Raw genomic sequence first — 23,710 nt, 5'->3', positions numbered from 1 at the left:
CGCCCCGCCCCGACGACCCGCTTACCCCGACCGGGTGCCTTCCGGGGCGACCGTCACGCGTACCCGAAGCGCGAAGCGCAAGCCACCCGGACCGGGCCAGGCGGCCTAGATCGGCGCAGCCCGGACCAGCCTGGCGGTCATCTCCCGTGCTATGTGTCAGCTCGCGTGCCCGGCCGAGCAGGCCGGCCGACGCGGGCATATCTTCGTGAACGATATATAGTGGCAATCATGACGTACCCCATGCGGGAACCGACGTTCCTGATCCTGACCGCCCTGGCCGACGAGCCCCGGCATGGTTACGGTCTGATCACCGAGGTGGACGGGCTGTCCGACGGACGTGTCGCCCTCAAACCCGGCACCCTCTACGGCGCGCTGGACCGGCTCGCCGACGACGGCCTGGTCGCCCGCGACCGGGAGGAGGTCGTCGACGGACGCCTGCGCCGCTACTACCGGATCACACCAGACGGCGAGCGCGCCTTGCGGGCCGAGACCGAGCGGATGCGCCGGCACGTCGAGGCGGCCACCGCCAAGCTGCGCGGTCTCGGCGGGATCGCGCCGGCCCCGCGGACGGCGGTGGGCTTCGCATGAGCGACCTGAGCACCGCATACCGCCGCCTGATGTTCGCCTATCCCGGCCGCTACCGGCGGGAGCGTGGCGACGAACTGGTGGATCTCTACCTCGAGATGGCGGGTAACCGCAGCCGGCCGCGCCCGTCCGACGCCGTCGACCTGATCCGTGGCGGACTGCGTGAACGCCTGCGCGCCGCCGGGCTCAGCGGCGTCGCCGACGGGCTGCCCGCGGCTGCGGTGATCGCCCTGGCCGCGCTCGGTGCCATCTCCGTCTACTACCTGGCCACCGTGGAGATCCAGCATCTCTGGCCCAGTTCGGTCGACCTCCCGGTGGGTCCGTTCCGGACCCCGGCCGCGCTCGCCTACCTCGGCTGCCTGGTGTCCGTGCTGGCCTTCGCCGCCCGTCCGGGCCGGTTCGCCCGCATCGCCGGTGTCGTCGCGGTGCTGCTGGTCACCGGGGTGCTGCTGACCCGCGCCGCGATCGGCATGCCCGTGGTGGCAATGCCGGCTTACCTGCTGATCCCGCTGTTCGCGCTGAGCGCCCTGGCCCTCGCCGCGCCGCGTTCCCCGTCGTGGCCGGTCCGGCTGCTTCCACTCGGCGTCACCGTCGCCGCCGTCTTGGCGGCCGGGGCGCACCTGCCGGCTCCGATCCTCGGCGGATCGGAGCCGGTCGGCAGCATCTGGGAGACGTCGACCTGGGGCTACCACCTCTGTTGCGGCTATCTCACGCCGACCACGTACGTGCTGCACCTGACCGCCATGGCGGTGCTGGCGGCCGGGGTTGCGGTCGCGCTGGGGGACGCGATCAACGGCCGTGCCCGCGGTGCCTGGACCCTGCTGATCCTGCTCACCCCGATCACCCTGATGGAGACGATGCGCCTCTACGGCGTGGAGCCGCTCGCCCGGGCCGCCGTCCGGGCGGTGGGCTCGAACGAGTTGCGGGTATGTCTCGCCGGGATGCTCGGGGCTCTGGTCACCGGCGTCCTGCTACCTCTGGTCACCGGCCAGGTTGTGCGGCTCTCCCGCCGCCGCCGCGTCGTCGACTGAGGAGCGGGTGTTCCTCGCAGGGTGAGGTCGTCAGGTCGGTGGCACCGAGTCGCCCGTCACCGTGGCGGCCGCGTTCCGGGCGATGCGGTATCAGGGCTGCCGCTCCACCGTCAGAGGAGGCGGGCGGCGGCGATCGGGCGGCGGCTGACGTCGTACGTGCCGGAGCTCGACGTGTTCACGCTCCAGCGGTATCCGGCGAACTCGCCCGCTGTGCCAGGTGGCCTGGCCGATGTTCAGGTTCCGGTCCGCCGCCCAGCCCGGCAGCGCGGTCTGGGTGCCCTGGCTGACGCCGTTGACGTAGAGCTCGATGGTGTTGTCTTCCGCGTCGTACACGCCGGCCAGGTGCACCCAGGCCCCGAAGACCGCGGTGGTCCGCGAGGCGATCCACGCGTTGCTGGTCTCGCCGGCGTCGCGCACCTCGAACCTCTTAGGAGCGGGGCGGTTCGGTGCCGTACCGGGAATCCGTGGGGTGCACCATAAGGCGTGACGCACGTCGGCGGGCCGGAAAACCGTGCCGGTCGGCGGTCCGGAAGGGGGCCAGGCCGACGGAGCCGGACGCGGTGCCGGCCGGCGGAACCGGACGTGCTGCTGGTCAGCGGGTCCAGATGTCACGCAGGCCGGTGGCCACGGCGGCGATGTCGGCTTCGGCGGCGTTGCAGCTGACAGCGATGGCGGTGTGGCGGTCGGCGGTGATGCCGAACAGGGTCGCGTAGCCGGCCCAGCCGCCCTCATGGCTCAGGGTGCCGTCCGGGTGGACGGTGATCCCCGCCCCGTATTTCGACCCGTCGGGCAGGCCGGTCGGGACGGCGCGGTCGAGTCGCGCCCGGCGGAGGGCGTCGCCGCCGACGGCCGCGGTGCGGTAGTTGTCGGCCCAGCGCACCAGTTCACTCGGGGTGGTCTGGATCGACCCGTCGCCGATCTGGGTCCATGCGGATCCGGCCGGCTGCCATGTGCGGTCCGGCAGCATGGTGTACGGCACCGCGGTCTGCGGGCCGTGTGCCGCGGGTGCCAGCGTCATCGCCAGCCGCAGCGGGCGGAAGACCCGTGCCTGAAGGAACTGTGGCAGCGGTTGGCCGGAGGCGGCCGCCACCACTTCGGCGAGCAGCACGTAGTTGGAGTTGGAGTAGGCGAACGCGCCTGGGGAGGGCCGGGGTGCCCCGGCGATCGCGTCCAGGGCCTGCCGCTGCGTCGCGGGCTCGGTGAGGGCGTGACCGGCGGCGGTGAGCAGATGCGTGTAGTCAGCGATGCCGCTGGTGTGGTGCAAGAGGTGGTCGACGGTAACGGTCCGGGCCCACTCCGGCAGGCCCGGCACGTACTTGCTGACCGGATCGGTCAGGGCCAGCTCGCCGGCACCGGCGAGAAGGAGGACCGCGGTGGCGGTGAACTGTTTCGAGACCGAGGCGATGTCGAAGACCGACGTGGTCGTGAGCGGCCGTCCGGTGGCGATGTCGGCGACGCCGCGGGCGCCGGACCAGACGACCGTGCCGTCGGACCCGACAGCGGCGGAGCAGCCGGGCTGGTCGGCCTTCAACGCTTGCGCCAGGAGCCGGTCGCTCTGGCCGGGGCGGTCGGCGGCGGTGGACGTCGCCGGGGCCGCCTCGGATGTCGATGTCGTCTCGCACCCGCCGGCGCCGAGGATCCCGACCATGGCGACGGCCAGGAGACGGTGTTTCATGAAATGTCCTTCCGTCAGGATTCTCCGGTCTGGCCGGGATGGCGTCCGCGCCGTCCTCCGAGCGGCCCGGGAGGCCGAGCTCACCGCTCGGTGAGGACCTCGCCGGCGGCGGTGGCCAGCGCGGCGCGGTCGACGCCGAGTGTGCGCAGCGCCCGGGTCACGGTGCCGCGTTCCTGCCCGCCGATCGCGGCGACGACATGCGCACCGCGCAGCGGCGACCGTGGGCTCTCCTTCGCCAGCCGCACCGCGGCTTGGAAGACCTCCTGGCCGGGCGCGGTCAGCCGATAGGGCCCGGTGGCCGGGGCAGCCTCGGGAAGCGCCCGGTCCGAGCCGGTGACCTGCACGCCGAGGTCATGGATCGCCTGCCGGTGCGCGTCGTTGACCGCCGCCCGGAACCCGGCCGGGTCGGCCCCGGCCCGCTCGAACGCGAGCCGCGCCGTGCCGTCGGGCAGGTCGAACGCGGCCAGCAGGAGATGCTCCGGGCCGGGCAGGTCGTCACCGGCGCGCTGCGCCTCGGACTCCGCCGCGGTGAGCAGCGTCTTGATGGTGCGCATGTCCTGGATGGGACGAGGAAGCTTCACTTGGCGTCTCTCTCCTGTGCGACCTTCTGGGCGAGCTTCTTGTGGGCGGCTTGGGCGCTGATGCCGAGTGCCTGACCGATGTGGGCCCACGTCCATCCCTGCCGCAGCGCGTGCTCGACCGCGTCGCGCTCCAGCTGGTTGGCGAGACGTCGCAGCGCCACGACGGCAGCGAGCGCGGCCTCCGGATCCTCCGGTGATGGGAACTCGACCATGTCATCAACTTTAGTTGATAGCAAGATCGCCGTCAACAAAAGTTGATGATCAAGGCAGGGCTGGTGGTGGTCGGGAAGAGGCCGTGCGCTGGCCAGAGGGCAGCCCGGACCGGAGGACGGGGGCAACCGGAACCTTTCGCCGCCCGACCTCAAGGCCGGCTAAAAGACGGCGGAGGTCGTCGTGCGCTGAAGCCGCCGCCCTGGTGCGACGCGCATCCGGCGGGCCAGCCGAGTCGCTGCCAGGTAGCTCCGCTCCCCGGAAACGAAGCCACCCACAACGGCGAAATCGATGAGGAAACAGCGTTTCCCCAGGTAAAGAATGGTGGGCCGCCGGGGATTCGAACCCCGAACCTAAGGATTAAAAGTCCTCAGCTCTGCCATTGAGCTAGCAGCCCGCAGCGCGCCAGAGTACCTGGCGACGCCAGGCCAGAGTACCTGGCAACTCCAGGCCAGCCTACGCGATATCCACCTCCGCAGCTTTTGCGGGCATAGCCTGGACTTTCGTGTTGCGACGCGGTCGAACCCGCGCCATCCGCTTCGCTACCGCGGAGGGAGGGCAGCTCACCGAGATGGGCGGCATGAAGATGGACGTCGCTACCGTCGAGTGCCTCTTGTGAGTACGGCCCGACCTGGTGGGGCCGCAAGGAGCCTTCCCCGCAGGGTGACTCAGGAGGTTGCTGGTCCCCATGAGGGCCACCCGCATCGACCACACCAATCCCAGCGCCGACGTGGTCCGGCGGGTTTCCGACGTGGCCGCCCGCGAGACGCCCGGCTGGACGCCCCGCCCCACGCGGGAAGCACTGCTCGACGCCGGGCGGGCCTTGGCGGGTGGCCCGGTCCGCTGGGGACTTCCAGCAAACGGCGATGCACCATGACCGCCCGGAGCGAAGCACGCGATGGCGCGCTGGCTGGACCAGCGAAACCGGGCCATCACGCGTCAGATCAGTGGCTATACCAGGTACGCGCCGACGTGGTGGTCACGTTGCCGGCCCGGTCGTACGCCCGCAGCCGGACCTTGAGCTTCTTGCCGTACTTCTTGGTGTTGATCGAGAACTTGTAGGCCGCCGTGGTGTCTGTCGCGACGACCTTGCCGTTGACCAGCAGCTGGACCCGGGCGACGCCGTACCTGTCGCTGGCCGACGCGGTGATCTTGACGGTTCCCTTGACCTTGGCCTTGTTCTTCGGCGCCTTCGCGAACGCCACCGTGGCTTTCGTGGTGTCCACGGTCACCCAGCTGTTGACCGTGGACGGGTTACCGAGCTCGTCGTGAACCGAGAAGGTCAACAGGATCCCGCCGTCCGCGCGCCGGGTCAGGACGTCGCAGTACGACAGCGGCGAGGGCTGCGTCTGGGAGCTGAAACCGGCCGACTCGGGCAGGACGATCCGGTGCTGGTCGGTCGCGGTTCTGGTCACGACGACCTGGTTGCCGCGCAGCAGCGTGCCGTTTCGCGGCGTGAGCCGCAGCACCGGCCCGGCATTGTCGATATTCAGGCGAAACGCCTTGATGGTGGTGAGGCCGACCCGGTTCGTCACGCGCACCTCAAGGTTCGCGGAGGTCTTTCCGCGCGTCGCGTCGTGCCACGGGAAGGAGGCCCACCGCCCGGTGATGCTGCTGCGGAGAACGCCGTCGACCCACAGCTCGGTGTGATCGATGCCGACCTTGTCCGTGGCGTTCGAGGTGATCGTGCCGTCGGTGCCGATCCAGCCGTTGCCCTGGTCGAGCCGGCTGGACCAGGCCTGCCTGCCGCCGAACTGGTCGCCGCCGAATTCGTGCCACACCGATACCGAGTTGATCACGGGAGCTTCGTCGGAGACGACGTAGTTGGAGCAGTAGGTCGTGCTGTCGCCGGCCGTTTCGCTGAGCCGGAAGCACGGCGGGGCGGCGGTCGTGGCGGCGTTCCACGTGAAGGCCCATGGCGCGGCAGTGAGCGTGGCGAGAACGGCGCCGTTGAGCCCATCCGTCATCTCGACCTTGCTTGTCCCGGCAGGGATGTCGCTCAGCGTGGCGGTCGTGGGTCCGCTACGCATCGCTGTTCCGGCCTTCGGCGTGAGTGTGCCGGACAAGGTCACCGCGACGACGTGCACCCGAGTGATCAGGTCGGCGTGGTTACCTGCGGTGTCGACGGCGCGAACCGTCACGTCGATGGCGGTGCCAGTCAGCGCGTCCGGAACGAAGATGGGGCAGCTGATGCCTTGCGAGGCGGAGCCGCGCGCCCCCGATCAACCCGCGCCGAGATACTCCCGCACCCGGGCCCGTCCCTGATGGATCCGGGATTTCACGGTCCCCTCCGGAATGCCCAGGTGCTGGGCGATCTCGCGGTAGTCGAGCTGGCAGATGTCGCGCAGCACGATCGGCCCGACCAGGTCGGCATTGCGGTTCTCCAGCCGGTCCAGGGCGTCCAGCAGGTCAAGCCGGGAGCCGGCGATGACGCTGGTGGTACGGGCGTCCGGCACGTCGATCGGCGGCACCCCGTGTGCCTGCTCGACCGCCCGCCGCTTCAGCGACCGGTACGTCTGCCGCGAACTGTTCGCGATGATCACGTGCAGCCAGGTGCTGAACTTCGACTGCCCCCGGAATCTGCTGATGTTCCGCGCCACCTGCAGCAGCACGTCCTGGCAGGCCTCTTCGGCATCCTGATAGCAGGGCAGGAACCGGGCGCATCGCCGCAGCACCGACGGCTGGATCCGGCCGAGCAGCGTGTCCAGCGCGACCCGGTCGCCGCCGGCCGCCCGCCGGGCGAGTTCCTCCTGGTCGTCGTCGCGTGCCATAGATCAACTTCTCCCCGTTGCAGTGACGTTCATAATACGAACGTGCCCGCGCCAACCACGATCGGTAGATACCGAGTCACCGGACGCCTCGGCTCCGGCGCGTTCGCCACGGTGTGGCTGGCCGAGGACGACGTTCTCGAGTCCCAGGTGGCCATCAAGGTGCTGGCCGACAACTGGGCGCACCACCCGGATGTCCGGGCCCGGTTCGAGCAGGAGGCCCAGGTGTTGCGCCGGGCCGATTCGGAACGGCTGGTCCGGGTGCACGACTTCGGCGAGCTGCCGGACGGCCGGCCGTACCAGGTGATGACCTACGCGGCCGGTGGCACGCTGGCCGACCGCCTGGCCGGCGGGCCGATGCCGATCGGGGCAGCCCTGCGCACGGCCTCCGACATCGCCCGGGCCGTGACCGTCCTGCACGACTCCGGGGTGCTGCACCGCGACCTGAAGCCGTCGAACGTGCTCTTCGACACGGTCCGCGGCGACGAGCGGGTGCTGGTCGCCGATCTCGGACTGGCCAAGGAGATCGCGCAGGCCTCCGGGTTCACCGTGGTGGCCGGCACGCCCGGCTACATGGCGCCGGAGCAGAGCCTGCCGGGCGGCGGCCTGGACGTCCGCGTCGACGTGCACGCGATAGGCGCCCTGACCTACGAGATGCTGACCGGCAAGCCGCCCCGGCCCGGTGCGGTGGCCGCGCCGTCCAAGCTGCGTCCCGGTGTTTCCCGGCAGATCGACCGGGCGGTGCTCCGCGCCCTCGACCCGGACCGGAATCGCCGCTGGCCCACCGCCGCCGCGTTCGCCGAGGCGCTGAGCACCTCCCCGAGCCGCCGGCTGGCCCGCGTCGCCGGGGCGGTCGTGTGCCTGGCCGCCCTGGCCGCGGCCGGTGGAGCGGCGGTCCCGGGCGGCACCCCGCCCGGCTGGACCCGGGTCGGTTCCGCGGACGGCGTCGTGTCGGTCGCGGTGCCCTCGTCCTGGTCCCGGCAACTGCGTGACGGCGGCTGGGACCCGGCGTCGATCGGCCTGCCCGCCGGCGGACAGCCCGGGCTCCAGGTCGGCGCCGATCTGATCGATCCGGCGGCCGCCTCGCCGGCCGTTCTGGCCGGCGCCGGCCGGTGGATCCGGGAACCGGTGGACGCCACCCTGCCGGTGCACGGCTCCTGCACCCGGCAGCCGGATCGGCGGGTCTCGGCCGGCGAGCTGAGCGGGTCGGCCCGGCGCTGGACCGGTTGTGCCGGCACCGCCCTCTCGTACACCGAGGTGCTGCTGACCGGCCCCGGTGGCCGCGGCGTCTACCTTCAGATCCGGCAGGACGACGAGGCCGACCGCACCGACGACATACTGCGCACGCTCCGGGTGACCCGCTCGTAGCAGCCGTGCTCGTCCACGCCGTGTCATGTCTTCCTCTTTCGAAGCTCCCCGTATTGCTGTCATCAGATGCGATGCGCGGTTCGCGACGCGGGTTCGGAACGCTTCATAACGGCCGGATAACGACCTGGCGGGACTGCGGACCATCCAAGATCACAAGTGGATCACGGGTGGGTGGCCTGTTCAGTCTCCGGCCACCCGGAAGACAGGTAGATCAGGGATCGTGCAGACCATGCAACGTACTTCCGGAATCGCCGCACTCGTAGCGCTGACTACGCTGGCCGCGGGCGTACCGGCCTACGGCTCCGAGCGCCGACCGGCCCGTGAGATCACCGCCAAGGTCGAGACCCCGGCCCTGTACCACGACGAGGCCGGCGGTAATGCCGACGCCGACGATCCCGCGATCTGGGTCAACCCGGCGAACAAGGCCCGCAGCCTGGTGATCGGCACGGCCAAGAACGGCGGCTTGCGGGTCTACGACCTCACCGGCCGCGAGGTCCAGACGATCGCGACGCCGGACGGCGGACGCTTCAACAACGTCGACCTCATCTCCGGCTTCAAGCTCGGCAACCAGAAGGTCGACCTGGCCGTCGTCACCGACCGCGGCCTGGACAAGCTGCGCATCTACCGGATCACCGCGGCCGGCCTGATCGACGTCACCTCGGCGGACGTCCCGCTGCTCTTCTCGAAGGACCAGGCCGAGGTCGAGGAGCAGGCCACCGGTTACGGCCTGGCCACCTATGACCGGTACGCCGTGGTCAGCCGCCGGCACAGCACCCGGCTCGGCATCTTCCGATTGGAGGAGCGGCACGGCAAGGTCACCTACCGCACCTCGGACACCCTGGACCTGCCGAGCTCGTTCCGCCTGCCGAACGGCGGCACCTGGTCACCGTGCGCCGAGCCGGGTGAGGGCCCGCAGGTCGAGGGCATGGTGGTGGACGCCGAGGCGGGCGTGCTCTACGCCGCGCAGGAGGACGTCGCCCTCTGGAGGATCGATCTGAAGGGCGGCACGTTCGGCAGCATCCCGCGGATCGTCGAGAAGGTCAAAGAGTACGGCGTGCCGGCGACCTGGGACGCCGACGCCGAGGAGTGCGTGCTGGACTCCGCGAACGACCCCGGCTTCGGGGGCCGGATCACCGCGGACGTCGAAGGCACCACGCTCTACGCCACCGGCAAGCGCGACGGCTACCTGATCGTTTCCAGCCAGGGCGACAGCACGTTCTACGTCTACGACCGCCGCACCAACCGCCCGGTCACCCTCTTCGCCGTCACCGACGGCCCCCGCGTCGACGGCGTCCAGCACTCCGACGGCGCCGCCGCCACCTCGGTCGCCCTCCCCGGCTACCCGAAGGGCCTGCTGGTCCTCCACGACGGCGAGAACACCCCCGACGGCGGCCGCACCAGCACCAACTTCAAGTTCGTCGACTGGCGCAGCCTCCACATCACCAAGATCTAACCCCGCTTTCGGTACGCCCATCAGCTCCCGAAACAAAAACACCCCGCCCGTTCCCTGGGCGGGGTGTTTTCTTTCTGCCACGAGCCGGCCAACGCCTGAAATCGCCCTCCGGCCCGCACACGCCGTCCGCAGCACATGCCCTAACCGGTCAGCTCGCCCTGTAAGGCGTCGTGATCCCGCCCCGCCGGACTCCGCGCAAGACGCCGTTTGTTCCGCCCGCAAGCCGCGCTGCCGGACCTCGAGCAAGGCGTCGTTGCGCCCCCGCGGGCTGCGCCGCCGGTCCTCCTGCAGGGCGCCGTTGTCCCGCCCTTCCCGGGCCGGCAGGTCAGCATCCCGCCGCCGGCCCGGTTTCGGGCAGCAGACCGGCCTCTACCTGTTTTTGGGCAGCAAAAAAGAAACGCCCACCCCGAAGGGTGGGCGTTTCCATACGTTGAGTCCGGCGGCGTCCTACTCTCCCACACCCTCCCGAGTGCAGTACCATCGGCGCTGGAGGGCTTAGCTACCGGGTTCGGAATGTAACCGGGCGTTTCCCCTCCGCTATGACCACCGAAACAGCCATCAGCAGAACCAACCAGCAACCTGTCATACCGTCACCGGCATATCAGGGTGGTTGTTCGTTTGCTGTGAATCACACAGTGGACGCAAGCAGAAAATTTAGGGTGGTTAAGCCCTCGGCCTATTAGTACCGGTCAACTCAACACGTTACCGTGCTTACATCTCCGGCCTATCAACCCAATAGTCTCTTGGGGGCCTTACCCACTCAAGGTGGTGGGATACCTCATCTCGAAGCGAGCTTCCCGCTTAGATGCTTTCAGCGGTTATCCCTTCCGAACGTAGCCAACCAGCCATGCTCCTGGCGGAACAACTGGCACACCAGAGGTTCGTCCGTCCCGGTCCTCTCGTACTAGGGACAGCCCTTCTCAAGTATCCAACGCGCACGGCGGATAGGGACCGAACTGTCTCACGACGTTCTAAACCCAGCTCGCGTACCGCTTTAATGGGCGAACAGCCCAACCCTTGGGACCTGCTACAGCCCCAGGATGCGACGAGCCGACATCGAGGTGCCAAACCATCCCGTCGATATGGACTCTTGGGGAAGATCAGCCTGTTATCCCCGGGGTACCTTTTATCCGTTGAGCGACACCGCTTCCACACGCAAGTGCCGGATCACTAGTCCCGACTTTCGTCCCTGCTCGACCCGTCAGTCTCACAGTCAAGCTCCCTTGTGCACTTACACTCAACACCTGATTGCCAACCAGGCTGAGGGAACCTTTGGGCGCCTCCGTTACCCTTTAGGAGGCAACCGCCCCAGTTAAACTACCCACCAGACACTGTCCCTCGACCCGATCAGGGCCGCAAGTTAGATACCCAAACCCAACAGAGTGGTATTTCAACAACGCCTCCACCCGAACTGGCGTCCGAGCTTCACCGGCTCCCACCTATCCTACACAATCGAATTCAGATACCAATGTCAAGCTATAGTAAAGGTCCCGGGGTCTTTCCGTCCTGCCGCGCGTAACGAGCATCTTTACTCGTACTGCAATTTCGCCGGGCCTGTGGTTGAGACAGTGGGGAAGTCGTTACGCCATTCGTGCAGGTCGGAACTTACCCGACAAGGAATTTCGCTACCTTAGGATGGTTATAGTTACCACCGCCGTTTACTGGCGCTTAAGTTCTCCGCTTCGCCCCGAAGAGCTAACAGGTCCCCTTAACGTTCCAGCACCGGGCAGGCGTCAGTCCATATACATCGTCTTACGACTTGGCATGGACCTGTGTTTTTAGTAAACAGTCGCTTCCCCCTGCTCTCTGCGGCCATACCACGCTCCACCCGCAAGGGGCTTCACGCGTCCGGCCCCCCTTCTCCCTAAGTTACGGGGGCAATTTGCCGAGTTCCTTAACCACAGTTCACCCGTCGCCTCGGTATTCTCTACCTGACCACCTGTGTCGGTTTAGGGTACGGGCCGCTCGAAACATCGCTAGAGGCTTTTCTCGGCAGCATAGGATCAATGACTTCACCAGAACGGCTCGGCATCACGTCTCAGCCTACATGCACCGCGGATTTGCCTACGGTACGGCCTACACGCTTACCCCGGCACAACCACCGGCCGGGATCATCTACCTTCCTGCGTCACCCCATCACTAAACTACTACCACCCAAGGTCCCAGACTCCACAGTCTTGGTCCGAAGACCGCCACTGCTTTGCGTGGTTAGTACAGATGGGTTCGTCTTGGGCGTTTCTTTGCGGGTACGGGAATATCAACCCGTTATCCATCGACTACGCCTCTCGGCCTCGCCTTAGGCCCCGACTCACCCAGGGCGGATTAGCCTGGCCCTGGAACCCTTGGTCATCCGGCGGAAGGGGTTCTCACCCTTCATTCGCTACTCATGCCTGCATTCTCACTCGTACAGCGTCCACGGCTGGATCACTCCGCCGCTTCACCCGCTGCACGACGCTCCCCTACCCATCCACGAACTAGTCGTGAATGCCACAGCTTCGGCGGTGTGCTTGAGCCCCGCTACATTGTCGGCGCGGAACCACTTGACCAGTGAGCTATTACGCACTCTTTAAAGGGTGGCTGCTTCTAAGCCAACCTCCTGGTTGTCCATGCGATCCCACATCCTTTTCCACTTAGCACACGCTTAGGGGCCTTAGCTGGCGATCTGGGCTGTTTCCCTCTCGACTACGAAGCTTATCCCCCGCAGTCTCACTGCCGCGCTCTCACTTACCGGCATTCGGAGTTTGGCTGATTTCAGTAAGCTTGTGGGCCCCCTAGACCATCCAGTGCTCTACCTCCGGCAAGAAACACACGACGCTGCACCTAAATGCATTTCGGGGAGAACCAGCTATCACGGAGTTTGATTGGCCTTTCACCCCTAACCACAGGTCATCCCCCAACTTTTCAACGTTGGTGGGTTCGGTCCTCCACGCAGTCTTACCCACGCTTCAACCTGCCCATGGCTAGATCACCCCGCTTCGGGTCTAGAACATGCGACTAAAAACGCCCTATTCAGACTCGCTTTCGCTACGGCTACCCCACACGGGTTAACCTCGCCACATGCCACTAACTCGCAGGCTCATTCTTCAAAAGGCACGCCATCACCCCGAAAGGCTCTGACGGATTGTAGGCGAACGGTTTCAGGTACTATTTCACTCCCCTCCCGGGGTACTTTTCACCATTCCCTCACGGTACTTGTCCGCTATCGGTCACCAGGAAGTATTCAGCCTTACCAGGTGGTCCTGGCAAATTCACAGCAGATTCTAGGAGTCCGCTGCTACTCGGGAACACTGCAAAGAGGCTAGAAACTTTCGTCTACCGGGCTCTCACCGTCTACGGCTGGCTTTCCCACACCATTCGACTAGCAGCTAGCTTTATAACTCTTCACCATGATGTCAGCCATGATAAGCAGGTCCCACGACCCCCATTGCGCAACGCCTGACAGCTATCACACGCAAAAGGTTTAGGCTAGATCCGCTTTCGCTCGCCACTACTCACGGAATCACGGTTGTTTTCTCTTCCTACGGGTACTGAGATGTTTCACTTCCCCGCGTTCCCCTCACATGCCCTATGAATTCAGGCATGGATGACACGACATGACTCGTGCCAGGTTTCCCCATTCGGACACCCTGGGATCACAGCTAGGTTGACAGCTCCCCCAGGCCTATCGCGGCCTCCCACGTCCTTCATCGGCTCCTGGTGCCAAGGCATCCACCGTTCGCCCTTGACAACTTAACCACAGAAAACAAGATGCTCGCGTCCACTGTGCAATTCTCAACCAACGACCAACCCACAACCATCACGGCCTCTCACCAGCACTGCAACCGCAGTCGGTATGGGAGGCCAGGCCGTGCCTGGCATTGAAGACCAACCACAAGGGTTGTTCTTTCAGATACCCAACAGGGTGCTCATCGCTCTTACCAGCCGCATTCCGTGGGATTCCACGCTCCGAAGAGCTGTACTAACCACAAAACCGTTGCCGGTTAAAACTAGCCAGTGTCTCCGCCTGTGAGCTCCTCACCAACACATTCGGCTGGTGCAGGATTTCTGTCCATCTTTCGACGGAAGAATGCTCCTTAGAAAGGAGGTGATCCAGCCGCACCTTCCGGTACGGCTACCTTGTTACGACTTCGTCCCAATCGCCAGCCCCACCTTCGACGGCTCCCTCCCACAAGGGGTTAGGCCACCGGCTTCGGGTGTTGCCGACTTTCGTGACGTGACGGGCGGTGTGTACAAGGCCCGGGAACGTATTCACCGCAGCGTTGCTGATCTGCGATTACTAGCGACTCCGACTTCACGGGGTCGAGTTGCAGACCCCGATCCGAACTGAGACCGGCTTTTTGGGATTCGCTCCACCTTACGATTTCGCAGCCCTTTGTACCGGCCATTGTAGCATGCGTGAAGCCCTGGACATAAGGGGCATGATGACTTGACGTCATCCCCACCTTCCTCCGAGTTGACCCCGGCAGTCTCCCATGAGTCCCCAACTGAATGCTGGCAACATGGGACGAGGGTTGCGCTCGTTGCGGGACTTAACCCAACATCTCACGACACGAGCTGACGACAGCCATGCACCACCTGTGAACGGCCCCGAAGGACCCTACATCTCTGCAGGATTTCCGTACATGTCAAACCCAGGTAAGGTTCTTCGCGTTGCATCGAATTAATCCGCATGCTCCGCCGCTTGTGCGGGCCCCCGTCAATTCCTTTGAGTTTTAGCCTTGCGGCCGTACTCCCCAGGCGGGGCGCTTAATGCGTTAGCTGCGGCGCAGAGAACCGGAGAGGTCCCCCACACCTAGCGCCCAACGTTTACAGCGTGGACTACCAGGGTATCTAATCCTGTTCGCTCCCCACGCTTTCGCTCCTCAGCGTCAGTATCGGCCCAGAGACCCGCCTTCGCCACCGGTGTTCCTCCTGATATCTGCGCATTTCACCGCTACACCAGGAATTCCAGTCTCCCCTACCGAACTCTAGCCTGCCCGTATCGAATGCAAGCCCGAAGTTGAGCCTCGGGTTTTCACATTCGACGCGACAAGCCGCCTACGAGCTCTTTACGCCCAATAAATCCGGACAACGCTCGCGCCCTACGTCTTACCGCGGCTGCTGGCACGTAGTTGGCCGGCGCTTCTTCTGCAGGTACCGTCACTTGCGCTTCGTCCCTGCTGAAAGAGGTTTACAACCCGAAGGCCGTCATCCCTCACGCGGCGTCGCTGCATCAGGCTTCCGCCCATTGTGCAATATTCCCCACTGCTGCCTCCCGTAGGAGTCTGGGCCGTGTCTCAGTCCCAGTGTGGCCGGTCGCCCTCTCAGGCCGGCTACCCGTCGTCGCCTTGGTAGGCCATTACCCCACCAACAAGCTGATAGGCCGCGAGTCCATCCCAAACCGAAAAACTTTCCACCACGCTCCATGCGAAGCTAGGTCATATTCGGTATTAGCCCCCGTTTCCGAGGGTTATCCCAAAGTCTGGGGCAGGTTACTCACGTGTTACTCACCCGTTCGCCGCTCGAGTACCCCGAAGGGCCTTTCCGCTCGACTTGCATGTGTTAAGCACGCCGCCAGCGTTCGTCCTGAGCCAGGATCAAACTCTCCAACAAAATCTGTTGTAAAGCGTCCCGGCAACAAAAATGTTGCCAAAGGAATCTCCCACTGACCATCGAAATGATCAGCCGGGGTATTGCCATAATTGGCACTGGCTTTTCAAGCACCCTGTTGAGTTCTCAAAGAACAACCGCACACCATCAGAAGAACCGCTTTCGCGGCCCGCCCTCCGGGGCACTCGCTCTACGTTACTCGGCCGGTCCGGCGTTGTCAACCGGTTTATCCCGGTTGGTGCCGATCTGACCTAGTACGGCCACCGCTGAGCTAGCCCACAGCACTGCCGTGGTCTCGTGATCAGAGGATTTGGCAGGACGGCCGCTTGCGGATCTCTCCGCTTGCTCGCCCGTTTCCCTGCCGGCTCGCAAAACATTACCCGCCGGTTTCCCGGTCCTCCAAATCGGGGTCCAGTGTCCCGCGTCTCCCCAGCTCAGCGCAGGAAAACGCGGAACCTGGCCGGCTCAGGAACCGGCGAGCGGCGACAACGCCTGCCCGAGACCCCGGTGGAACGTCGGGTACGCCCAGATCGAGCTGAGCAGCGTCGACACCGGCACCTCCGCGTGCACCGCCACCGACACCGCCCCGATCATCTCGCCACCCGCCTGCCCCGCCGTGGTCCCGCCGACCAGCACTCCCCGGTCGGCGTCGGCCACCAGCTTGATGAACCCCTCGTTCCCCGGTCCATGGATGAAGCCCCGCGACGTCTGGTTCAGCGGCACGTACCCGACCCGGACGTTCAGCCCCGCGTCCCGGGCCTGCTTCTCGGTCATCCCGACCGCGCCGATCTCCGGATCCAGGAAGGTGACCCGGGGCAGCGCGCGGTAGTCGGCCGCCGGCCCGCCCTCGCCGAGGATGTCCCGCACCGCGATGTCCGCCTCGTACATCGCCATGTGAGTGAAGGCGCCATGGCCGGTGACGTCACCGACCGCCCAGATCTTGTCGCCGGCGCGCATCCGCTCGTCGGTGGTGAGGTAGCGGGCGGCCGGGTCCAGTCCCACGGTCTCCAGGCCGAGGCCGCCGAGCCGGGCCGTACGACCCGTCGCGACCAGCAGTTTCTCCCCGGTCAGCACGGTCCCGTCGGTGAGCGTCACGTGGAAGGCGCCGTCGAAGGCCACCCGCTCGGCCCGGGTGCCGAACTCGACTCGCACCCCGTCGGCGGCCAGCGCCGCGGCGGCCACCTCGGACGACTCCGGCTCCTCCTGGGCGAGCAGCCGGGGCGATCCCTCGATCACGGTCACCCGCACGCCGAACCGCGCGTACGCCTGGGCCAGCTCACACCCGATCGCCCCGCCCCCGAGCACCAGCATCGACTCGGGCAGGGTGGCCGCCTCCACGGCTTCCCGGTTCGTCCAGTACGGCGTACCGGAAAGTCCTTCGATGGGTGGGACCACCGCGGCCGTGCCGGTGGCGATGACCACGCCGCGCGAAGCGGCGAATTCCTGGTCCCCGACCCGCACCTGGCCGGGACCGGCCAGCGATGCCGTGCCCCTGACGAACGTCCCGCCCTTGCCGGTGAAGCGGTCCACCGCGACCTTGTCGTTCCAGTCGTCGGTGGCCTCGTCGCGGATCCGGCGCGCCACCGGCGCCCAGTCCGCCTCCACGGTGGACTTTCCGGCGAGTCCGGGGATCCGGCGCGCCTCGGCCAGGGCGTTCCCGGCCCGGACCATGATTTTGGTGGGGATGCAGCCCCAGTACGGGCACTCGCCGCCGACCAGCCGGTGCTCGACCCCGATCACGTTCAGCCCGGCCGCTGCCAGACGACCGGCGACCTCCTCGCCGCCGACACCGAGCCCGACGACCACCACGTCCACTTGCCGCACTTCAACCATGCGCCCAGCTAAGCAGAAACGCGTGTCACCGGAGCGTGGGTAACTCCAGGCGAGGGCGTCGGTGGGGAGCATCAAGCGCCGGTAAAGCGGGTAACCGACGCGAGGTCCACCGGTGAGGACGTTTTGACGGACGCAACCAGCCGGTGGACCCCGCAGCTCAGTTCCGCAGCCAGACCGCCTCGTCCCGGTGTGACTCCAGAGGGCCGGGGTAGTCGAGGCCGCGGCGCACCGGCTCGGGCAGACGCCACGGCTGGTGCACGGCTCCGCCGTCGACGTCCTTCAACTCCGGCACGTACCGACGAACGTACTCGCCTTGCGGGTCGAATCGCTGCGCCTGCCGGATCGGGTTGAACCTGCGGTAGGGCCGGGTGTCGTTGCCGGTGCCGGCCGTCCACTGCCAGTTGCCGGAATTGTTCGGCACGTCACCGTCGATCAGCCAGCGGGAGAACCAGCGCAGGCCGAGCCGCCAGTCGATGCCCAGGTGCTTGGTCAGGAACGCCGCGGTGATCAGCCGGGCCCGGTTGTGCATCCAGCCCTCGGCACGCAGCTGGCGCATCCCGGCGTCGACAATCGGCACCCCGGTGAGCCCGTCCTGCCAGTGCTGGAGTGCGTCCTCGTCGGAGCGCCACGTGGTGTCCGCGGAGGGCCGCATCGGCTGCGTGGAGATCCTCGGGAAGGCCGCGGTGACCTGGTAGTAGAAGTCGCGCCAGGCGAGTTGGCGCAGGAAGGCCTGTGCGCCCGGGGAGTCGGTGGCCTTCGCGGCGAGGGCCAGTTCGAGTGGCGAGAGGCAGCCGAACCGCAGGTAGGCGCTGAGCCTGCTGGTGTTGTCGGCGGCCATGTCGTCGTGCTCGTCGGCGTACCGGGAAAGCTCTCCGGACCACGCGCGGAGCCGGCGGCGAGCCTCGGTCTCGCCGCCGGCGAGCGCGTCCGGTGACTCGCCGGCGGGCGTCTCGGGCAGCCTGCCCGGCGCGATGCCGTCCGGCATCGCGATCGTGCGAGGGGTTGCGGCGGGCTCCCGCCACCCGGTCCGCTCCCAGGATTTCCAGTACGGCGTGAAGACGCGATAGGACTGGCCCCCACCGGCCGGCCGCACCGCCCCGGGCGGTAGCACCGTGACCCCGGGAGTCACCCGCAGGTCCAGCCCCGCGGTCCGTAACCGCCGCTCCCGCCGCTGGGCGTAATCGGTCACATCGCCAGCCACCTGCACCGTTGCCGTGTCCACCTCCCGGGCCAGGCGGACGGTCTCGGCCACCGGGTCGCCCTCCCGGATCACCAGGTCGGCGCCCCGGTCCCGGAGGCTGTCCCGCAGGTCGGCGAGGCACTGGTGCAGGAACCGCTGCCGGTTGGCGGAGAGCCCGGCCAGGCGCGGGTCGAGCACGAACAGCGGGACGATCTCGCCGTCGCCGCTGAGCAGCGGGTTGTCGTGGACGCGCAGGTCCCGGGTGAGCAGCGCGATCCGGGCGGCCATCTCAGGCCGCCAGCTGGACCGGGGTGCCGGGCCGGGTGAGCAGGCTGCGGACGGCGACCGCGGCCCGCCGGCGGTTCGGCACCGTGGCACGCCGGGCGAAGACGTCGTAACCGGCCGCCTCCACCTCGTCGAGAATCCCGCCGTAGAGCTGGAACGCGGTGCGCATGCAGGCCTGCGAGGCCGGTTCGAGCAGCGGGATGCCGGGCGCGGCGGCCGCGTAGTGCTCCCGGGCGCGGGCCACCTCGGCCCTGATCAGCGCGCGGATCGCCGGCGTGGCCTCCCCGGCGGCCAGGTCCTCCGGGGTGACACCGAACTCGGCGAGGTGCTCCTCGGGCAGGTAGATCCGGCCGCGGGCGAGGTCTTCGCCGACGTCCCGGATGAAGTTGGTCAGCTGGAAGGCGAGGCCAAGCTGCCGGGCCGGCTCGTGGGCGGCGGCCGGGTCGGAGGAGCCGAGGATCGGCAGCATCATGGTGCCGATCACGGCGGCCGACCCCTCCATGTAGTCGAGCAGGTCGGCGTAGGTGGGGTAGCGGCTGACGGTGAGGTCCATCGCCATGCTGCGGAGGAACTTCTCGAAGTCGTCCAGGTCCAGGTCGAAGACCGCGATGGTGTGCAGCACGGCCGGCAGCAGCGGGTCGTCGACCGGCTCGCCGCGCAGGCCGGCCAGGAACCGGTCGGACCAGGCGCCGAGCGCGGCGGCGCGCTCGGCGGGCGGCTGGGACTCGGTCCGGTCGACGATCTCGTCGGCGAATCGGGTGAATCCATACAGAGCGTGGACATGCCGGCGCTTCCAGGCCGGTAGCAACCGGGTCGCCAGGTAGTACGTGCGTCCGTGCTCTCGGTGCAGCTCTCGGCAGCGCTCGTAGGCAGCCGCCAGGTCGGTATCCATCCCGGTCCTCCGGTAAATCGACGCACGAATCGACGCAACATCCGAAAGTTAGGGTACGGTACTGAGCGTGGCCAATGACACCCTCGAGGGAAATCGCCTGAGTGCGATACCCCGCCAGCACGTCTCCCACGCCGGGCTGGTCAATGCCGTCGAGGGGACGCTCGCCGATTTCCTCGCCTCGCAGATCGCCGCCCTGGACACCGTCGACCCGGCCCTGGGCGGCTTCGCTCGCACCGCCCGTGACCTGGTGATGGCCGGCGGGAAACGGCTGCGCCCGACGTTCGCCTACTGGGGCTGGCGCGGCGTCGCCGGTCCCGGCGCGTCGGCCGAGCCGCTGCTGCCGGCGCTCGGCGCGCTGGAGCTGATGCACACGTTCGCGCTGGTCCACGACGACCTGATGGACGACTCGGCGACCCGCCGGGGCCGGCCCACCGCGCACCGGATCTTCGGGGCCCGGCACGGCGCCCGGTTCGGTTCCTCGGCCGCGATCCTGGTCGGCGACCTGTGCCTGGTCTGGGCCGACCAGCTGCTCGCCCGCACGCCGCTGCCGCCGGTGACCCTGCTCGAGGTGCGTGCCCGGTATGACCGGATGCGCGTCGAGGCGGTGGCCGGGCAGTACCTCGACGTGCTCGGCGAGACCGATCCGTCGTCCTGGTCGGTGGACCGGGCCCTGCTGGTCGCCCGGCACAAGACCGCCAGTTACACGGTGCAGTGGCCGCTCGACTTCGGGCTGGCGCTGGCCGGGGTGACGGACGCCGAGGTGACCGAGGCCTACCGCGCGTACGGGCTGGCCGTGGGCGAGGCCTTCCAGCTGCGCGACGACCTGCTCGGGGTCTACGGCGACCCGGCGGTGACCGGCAAGCCGGCGTGCGACGACCTGCGCACCGGGAAGCCGACAGCGCTGCTCATGCTTGCCCGGCGGATGGCCACCCCGGCCCAGCTCGCCGAGCTCGAGTCGGCCGGGATCGAGCGGAAGGCGACGATCGTCACGGAGACCGGCGCGCCGGCCCGGGTCGAGGAGATGATCCGGTCCCGGGTCACCGAAGGACTGGCCGCGCTGGCGTCGGCGCCCATCGACGACGAGGCCCGGGCCACGCTCGTCGAGCTGGCCACGGTCGCCACGCAGCGACCGGCATGATGAGTGCCCACACCCCTGGAGCTGCCGCGTGCGTACTGTGACCGGACCTACCGATCGTGTCGTGATAGTGGGGGCCGGCCTGGCCGGCCTCTCCTGCGCCCTGCACCTGGCCGCGGCCGGCCGCGAGGTCACCGTCGTCGAGCGGGAACCGGTGCCGGGCGGTCGCGCCGGCCGGCTCTCGGTCGGCGGCTTCGACTTCGACACCGGCCCGACGGTGCTGACCATGCCGGAACTGATCGCCGAGCCGCTGGCCGCGGTCGGTGAGAAACTCGCCGACTGGCTGGATCTGACGCCGATCGACCCGGCGTACCGGGCGTACTACCCGGACGGCTCCACTCTGGACGTCCGCTCGGACACCACCCGGATGGCCGCCGAGATCGCCCGGGTCTGCGGGCCCCGGGAGGCCGACGGCTACCTGCGGTTCGTCGACTTCACCAGGCAGCTGTGGCAGCTGGAGCGGAACCACTTCATCGATCGGAACCTGGACAGTCCGTTCGACCTGCTCAACCTGAACCTGCTGCGGCTGCTCGGGATGGGCGCGTTCCGCCGGCTCCAGCCGAAGATCAACGACTACTTCCGGGACCCGCGCACCCAGCGGATCTTCTCGTTCCAGGCGATGTACGCCGGTCTCGCGCCGCACGACGCGCTCGCCGTCTACGCGGTGATCGCGTACCTCGACTCGGTGGTCGGGGTGTATTACCCCAAGGGCGGCATGCACGCCGTGCCGCGGGCGCTGGCCGGCGCCGCCGAGAAGCACGGAGTGACGTTCCGTTACGACACCACCGTCGAGCGGGTGATCACCCAGCACGGCCGGGCGACCGGCGTGCGTACCGCCGGTGGCGAGTTCATAGCGGCGGACACCGTCGTGCTCAACCCGGACCTGCCCATCGCCTACCGCGACCTGCTGCCCGAGCGCCGCTCGCGCCGCCTGCGGTTTTCACCGTCCTGTGTGGTGCTGCACATCGGTTCGACGCAGGCGTACTCGAAGATCGCCCACCACAACATCCATTTCGGTACGGGTTGGAAGCGCACCTTCGACGAGGTGATCAACCAGGGCCTACTGATGAGCGACCCGTCACTGCTGGTGACCAACCCGACCCACACCGATCCCGCCGCGGCCCCGCCCGGCAAGCAGACCTACTACGTGCTCGCGCCGGCGCCGAACCTGGAGAGCGGCCCGATGAACTGGCGCGGCGGTCTCGCCCAGCGCTACGCCGACGAGCTGCTGCGCACCCTGGAGCAGCGCGGCTACGTCGGCTTCCGGGACGGCGTGGAGGTCGAGCGGATCATCACCCCGGCCGACTGGGCGGACGAGGGGATGGCAGCGGGCACCCCGTTCGCGGCCGCGCACACGTTCTCCCAGACCGGTCCGTTCCGCCCGGCGAACCTGCATCCCGAGTTGCCCAACGTGGTCTTCACCGGTTCGGGCACACAACCCGGTGTCGGCGTGCCGATGGTGCTCATCTCCGGGAAGCTGGCCGCGAGCCGGATCACAGGGGGTTGAACATGAGCCTGCGAGAGACGCACCTGGTCGAGCTGGTCGACGGCGACGGACGGGCCGTCGGCTCGGCCACCGTCGCCGACGCGCATCAGGAACCCGGACGACTGCACCGGGCCTTCTCGGTCTTCCTCCAGGACGCCGAGGGGCGGGTGCTGCTCCAGCGGCGGGCCGCGGTGAAGACCCGCTTCCCGCTGCGCTGGGGAAACAGCTGCTGCGGCCACCCCGGGCCCGGCGAGACGGTGACGGAGGCGGCTGGTCGCCGCCTCGCCGAGGAGCTTTCGGTACGCGATGTCGCGCTGACCGAGGTCGGCACGTACACCTACCGGGCGGCGGACCCGGTCACCGGACGGGTCGAGCACGAGTACGACCACGTCCTGGTGGGCCGCCTGCCCGACGGGGTGGTGCCGGAGCCCGACCCGGCCGAGATCGCCGAGTTGCGGTGGGTCTCGCCGCCGTCGCTGCGCGCCGACCTGCCAGCCGCACCGCAGTCCTACGCGCCGTGGCTGGCCGGGGTCTTCGAGGTGCTGCTCGGCAGCCTTTCCCAGCAACCGGACACCCTCGCGGAGCGACCGGCTGCCCTGCTTACGGAGGGGCCGGGTGGCCGATGAGGCGCTGAGCGCCGGAGCCGCCGCCCGCCGCCTGGGTGTCGCGGTCACCACCCTGCGCACCTGGCACCAGCGATACGGGCTCGGCCCCAGCCGGCACGAGCCCGGGCACCACCGGCGCTACACCGACGAGGACATGGGCCGCCTGCAGGTCATGCAACGGCTCACCGCGCAGGGCGTGGCGCCCGCTGAGGCCGCCGCCTGGGCCCGGAACTCCCCGCAGGGTGATCCGGCCCTGCATCCGGCGCCGGTCCGGCTGGATGCGGCGGCTCGCGGGCTGGCCCGGGCCGCGCTGCGACTGGACGCGCCGGGCATGCGGGAGATCCTGCGCACCGCGGTGAGCCAGTGCGGCGTGGTGGCGGCCTGGACCGAGGTGATGGTGCCGGTGCTGATCGGCATCGGCGACCGCTACCAGACCACCCAGCGCTACGTGGAGGTCGAGCACCTGCTGTCCCGGACCGTCACCGAGGTGCTCGCCGCCACCGCGCGACCGGCCGGGGTGGCGCGGGTCCTGCTCGCCGCCGCCGACGAGGAGCAGCACACCCTCGCCCTGGAGGCGCTGGCCGCCGCCCTGGGCGAGGCCGGTGTGGCGTGCCGGCTCTTCGGCGCCCGGCTGCCCCCGGCCGCGCTGCTGGACGCGATCGGACGGACCGGGCCGGCCGCCGTGGTGCTCTGGTCGCAGGGGCCGCACACCGGCACCGTCGACCAGTTGATCCGGGTCCGGGACGCCCCGTGCCCGCCGGTGGTGATCGCGGCCGCCGGTCCGGGCTGGCCGAAAGACGATCTTCCGCCCGGGATCACCCGGCTGACCGGCCTGGCCGAGGCACTGCACTTGCTGGCATCGATATAGACCCCCTGTTTTCGCAGGTCAACGACTTGCCGGCGAAAAGGGGGATACCGATTTGGCGGGCGCTTGGTGGATCACATATGCTTTGCAAGCCTTCAACGGGGCGCGGTTGGGGCGAAGGCCACCAAGCGTTGCAGATCGGGTCGCCAGCTCGATGTGCAATGATGGC

The 23,710-nt window shown here is 68.0% G+C and carries 18 protein-coding genes, 1 tRNA gene and 3 rRNA genes; 9 read left to right on the top strand and 13 right to left on the bottom strand.

Going from position 1 to position 23,710, the window contains the following annotated elements; all coding sequences use genetic code 11:
- Positions 1-228 precede the first annotated feature (228 nt).
- Both Actob_RS00820 and Actob_RS00815 read left to right on the top strand, forming a co-directional pair.
- On the top strand, positions 229-588 hold the full coding sequence (locus tag Actob_RS00820) for a PadR family transcriptional regulator (protein WP_284917996.1): 360 nt from the start codon (positions 229-231) through the stop codon (positions 586-588).
- Complete coding sequence (locus Actob_RS00815) at positions 585-1,616, top strand: hypothetical protein (RefSeq protein ID WP_284917995.1); 1,032 nt, start codon at positions 585-587, stop codon at positions 1,614-1,616. The genes Actob_RS00820 and Actob_RS00815 overlap by 4 nt, the downstream gene beginning before the upstream one ends.
- Positions 1,617-1,706: 90 nt before the next feature.
- On the opposite strand, the gene Actob_RS00810 is transcribed toward Actob_RS00815, so the two are convergent.
- The 5 genes from Actob_RS00810 to Actob_RS00790 form a co-directional block, all read right to left on the bottom strand.
- Entirely contained in the window at positions 1,707-2,033 is a 327-nt protein-coding gene (locus Actob_RS00810; protein WP_284917994.1) for a LamG-like jellyroll fold domain-containing protein, read from the bottom strand.
- A 175-nt stretch (positions 2,034-2,208) separates the two neighbouring features.
- The gene (locus tag Actob_RS00805; RefSeq protein WP_284917992.1) at positions 2,209-3,291 is read right to left on the bottom strand and encodes a serine hydrolase domain-containing protein; all 1,083 of its coding nucleotides are present in this window, start codon (positions 3,289-3,291) and stop codon (positions 2,209-2,211) included.
- An 80-nt stretch (positions 3,292-3,371) separates the two neighbouring features.
- Positions 3,372-3,845 carry a Clp protease N-terminal domain-containing protein gene (locus Actob_RS00800; protein WP_284917990.1) on the bottom strand — a complete coding sequence of 158 codons (474 nt, stop codon included), beginning with the start codon at positions 3,843-3,845 and terminating at the stop codon, positions 3,372-3,374.
- Between the two features lie 23 nt (positions 3,846-3,868).
- Entirely contained in the window at positions 3,869-4,084 is a 216-nt protein-coding gene (locus Actob_RS00795; RefSeq protein ID WP_284917989.1) for a helix-turn-helix domain-containing protein, read from the bottom strand.
- Between the two features lie 320 nt (positions 4,085-4,404).
- A tRNA-Lys gene (locus Actob_RS00790) sits at positions 4,405-4,479 on the bottom strand.
- Positions 4,480-4,770: 291 nt separating this feature from the next.
- Between Actob_RS00790 and Actob_RS00785 the strand changes: the two genes are divergently transcribed.
- On the top strand, positions 4,771-4,959 hold the full coding sequence (locus tag Actob_RS00785; RefSeq protein WP_284917988.1) for a hypothetical protein: 189 nt from the start codon (positions 4,771-4,773) through the stop codon (positions 4,957-4,959).
- A 67-nt stretch (positions 4,960-5,026) separates the two neighbouring features.
- Here the strand turns inward: Actob_RS00785 and Actob_RS00780 are convergent, their stop codons facing one another.
- Together Actob_RS00780 and Actob_RS00775 are read right to left on the bottom strand one after the other, a co-directional pair.
- Positions 5,027-6,223, bottom strand: a complete 1,197-nt coding sequence (locus tag Actob_RS00780; RefSeq protein WP_284917986.1) for an Ig-like domain-containing protein — start codon at positions 6,221-6,223, stop codon at positions 5,027-5,029.
- Between the two features lie 81 nt (positions 6,224-6,304).
- Positions 6,305-6,853, bottom strand: a complete 549-nt coding sequence (locus Actob_RS00775; RefSeq protein ID WP_284917984.1) for an RNA polymerase sigma factor — start codon at positions 6,851-6,853, stop codon at positions 6,305-6,307.
- Positions 6,854-6,895: 42 nt separating this feature from the next.
- Here Actob_RS00775 and Actob_RS00770 point away from each other — a divergent pair, with 42 nt between their 5' ends.
- A complete protein-coding gene (locus tag Actob_RS00770; RefSeq protein ID WP_284917983.1) occupies positions 6,896-8,218 on the top strand; it encodes a serine/threonine-protein kinase in 1,323 nt (440 codons plus the stop codon).
- A 229-nt stretch (positions 8,219-8,447) separates the two neighbouring features.
- Positions 8,448-9,671: a phytase gene (locus tag Actob_RS00765; protein WP_284917982.1), complete on the top strand. Its 1,224-nt coding sequence runs from the start codon at positions 8,448-8,450 to the stop codon at positions 9,669-9,671.
- 434 nt (positions 9,672-10,105) lie between these two features.
- Here the strand turns inward: Actob_RS00765 and rrf are convergent.
- The 6 genes from rrf to Actob_RS00735 form a co-directional block, all read right to left on the bottom strand.
- Positions 10,106-10,222: ribosomal RNA gene (rrf, locus tag Actob_RS00760) — 5S ribosomal RNA — on the bottom strand.
- Positions 10,223-10,330: 108 nt separating this feature from the next.
- A 23S ribosomal RNA gene (locus Actob_RS00755) occupies positions 10,331-13,406 on the bottom strand.
- A 342-nt stretch (positions 13,407-13,748) separates the two neighbouring features.
- Positions 13,749-15,263, bottom strand: a 16S ribosomal RNA gene (locus tag Actob_RS00750).
- The 16S, 23S and 5S rRNA genes sit together here, the layout of an rRNA operon.
- A 462-nt stretch (positions 15,264-15,725) precedes the next feature.
- Positions 15,726-17,093 carry a dihydrolipoyl dehydrogenase family protein gene (locus Actob_RS00745; RefSeq protein ID WP_284917981.1) on the bottom strand — a complete coding sequence of 456 codons (1,368 nt, stop codon included), beginning with the start codon at positions 17,091-17,093 and terminating at the stop codon, positions 15,726-15,728.
- A 157-nt stretch (positions 17,094-17,250) separates the two neighbouring features.
- Positions 17,251-18,561, bottom strand: a complete 1,311-nt coding sequence (locus Actob_RS00740; RefSeq protein ID WP_284917980.1) for a cryptochrome/photolyase family protein — start codon at positions 18,559-18,561, stop codon at positions 17,251-17,253.
- A 1-nt stretch (position 18,562) separates the two neighbouring features.
- A complete protein-coding gene (locus Actob_RS00735; protein WP_284917979.1) occupies positions 18,563-19,450 on the bottom strand; it encodes a phytoene/squalene synthase family protein in 888 nt (295 codons plus the stop codon).
- 67 nt (positions 19,451-19,517) lie between these two features.
- On the opposite strand from Actob_RS00735, the gene Actob_RS00730 reads away from it, so the two are divergent.
- Genes Actob_RS00730 through Actob_RS00715 form a run of 4 tightly spaced genes read left to right on the top strand, consistent with a single transcriptional unit; the run spans position 19,518 to position 23,544 of the window.
- Complete coding sequence (locus Actob_RS00730) at positions 19,518-20,588, top strand: polyprenyl synthetase family protein (protein ID WP_407653531.1); 1,071 nt, start codon at positions 19,518-19,520, stop codon at positions 20,586-20,588.
- 28 nt (positions 20,589-20,616) lie between these two features.
- Complete coding sequence (gene crtI, locus Actob_RS00725; protein WP_284917978.1) at positions 20,617-22,092, top strand: phytoene desaturase family protein; 1,476 nt, start codon at positions 20,617-20,619, stop codon at positions 22,090-22,092.
- Between the two features lie 2 nt (positions 22,093-22,094).
- The gene (gene idi, locus Actob_RS00720; RefSeq protein ID WP_284917977.1) at positions 22,095-22,697 is read left to right on the top strand and encodes an isopentenyl-diphosphate Delta-isomerase; all 603 of its coding nucleotides are present in this window, start codon (positions 22,095-22,097) and stop codon (positions 22,695-22,697) included.
- Positions 22,687-23,544: a MerR family transcriptional regulator gene (locus Actob_RS00715; RefSeq protein ID WP_284917976.1), complete on the top strand. Its 858-nt coding sequence runs from the start codon at positions 22,687-22,689 to the stop codon at positions 23,542-23,544. The genes idi and Actob_RS00715 overlap by 11 nt, the downstream gene beginning before the upstream one ends.
- Positions 23,545-23,710: the final 166 nt, after the last annotated feature.

This window comes from Actinoplanes oblitus (assembly GCF_030252345.1).
GTDB lineage: Bacteria > Actinomycetota > Actinomycetes > Mycobacteriales > Micromonosporaceae > Actinoplanes > Actinoplanes oblitus.
The sequence above is the reverse complement of the archived record's forward strand: the minus strand, read 5'-3'. Positions and strand labels throughout refer to the sequence as shown.

What these genes read in the sequence shown, in the direction of transcription:
- Actob_RS00820 (WP_284917996.1), top strand. Translation starts at nt 229, where the DNA reads ATGACGTACCCCATGCGGGAACCGACGTTCCTGATCCTGACCGCCCTG.
- Actob_RS00815 (WP_284917995.1), top strand. Translation starts at nt 585, where the DNA reads ATGAGCGACCTGAGCACCGCATACCGCCGCCTGATGTTCGCCTATCCC.
- Actob_RS00805 (WP_284917992.1), bottom strand. Translation starts at nt 3,291, where the DNA reads ATGAAACACCGTCTCCTGGCCGTCGCCATGGTCGGGATCCTCGGCGCC.
- Actob_RS00800 (WP_284917990.1), bottom strand. Translation starts at nt 3,845, where the DNA reads ATGCGCACCATCAAGACGCTGCTCACCGCGGCGGAGTCCGAGGCGCAG.
- Actob_RS00795 (WP_284917989.1), bottom strand. Translation starts at nt 4,084, where the DNA reads ATGGTCGAGTTCCCATCACCGGAGGATCCGGAGGCCGCGCTCGCTGCC.
- Actob_RS00785 (WP_284917988.1), top strand. Translation starts at nt 4,771, where the DNA reads ATGAGGGCCACCCGCATCGACCACACCAATCCCAGCGCCGACGTGGTC.
- Actob_RS00775 (WP_284917984.1), bottom strand. Translation starts at nt 6,853, where the DNA reads ATGGCACGCGACGACGACCAGGAGGAACTCGCCCGGCGGGCGGCCGGC.
- Actob_RS00765 (WP_284917982.1), top strand. Translation starts at nt 8,448, where the DNA reads ATGCAACGTACTTCCGGAATCGCCGCACTCGTAGCGCTGACTACGCTG.
- Actob_RS00745 (WP_284917981.1), bottom strand. Translation starts at nt 17,093, where the DNA reads ATGGTTGAAGTGCGGCAAGTGGACGTGGTGGTCGTCGGGCTCGGTGTC.
- Actob_RS00740 (WP_284917980.1), bottom strand. Translation starts at nt 18,561, where the DNA reads ATGGCCGCCCGGATCGCGCTGCTCACCCGGGACCTGCGCGTCCACGAC.
- Actob_RS00735 (WP_284917979.1), bottom strand. Translation starts at nt 19,450, where the DNA reads ATGGATACCGACCTGGCGGCTGCCTACGAGCGCTGCCGAGAGCTGCAC.
- idi (WP_284917977.1), top strand. Translation starts at nt 22,095, where the DNA reads ATGAGCCTGCGAGAGACGCACCTGGTCGAGCTGGTCGACGGCGACGGA.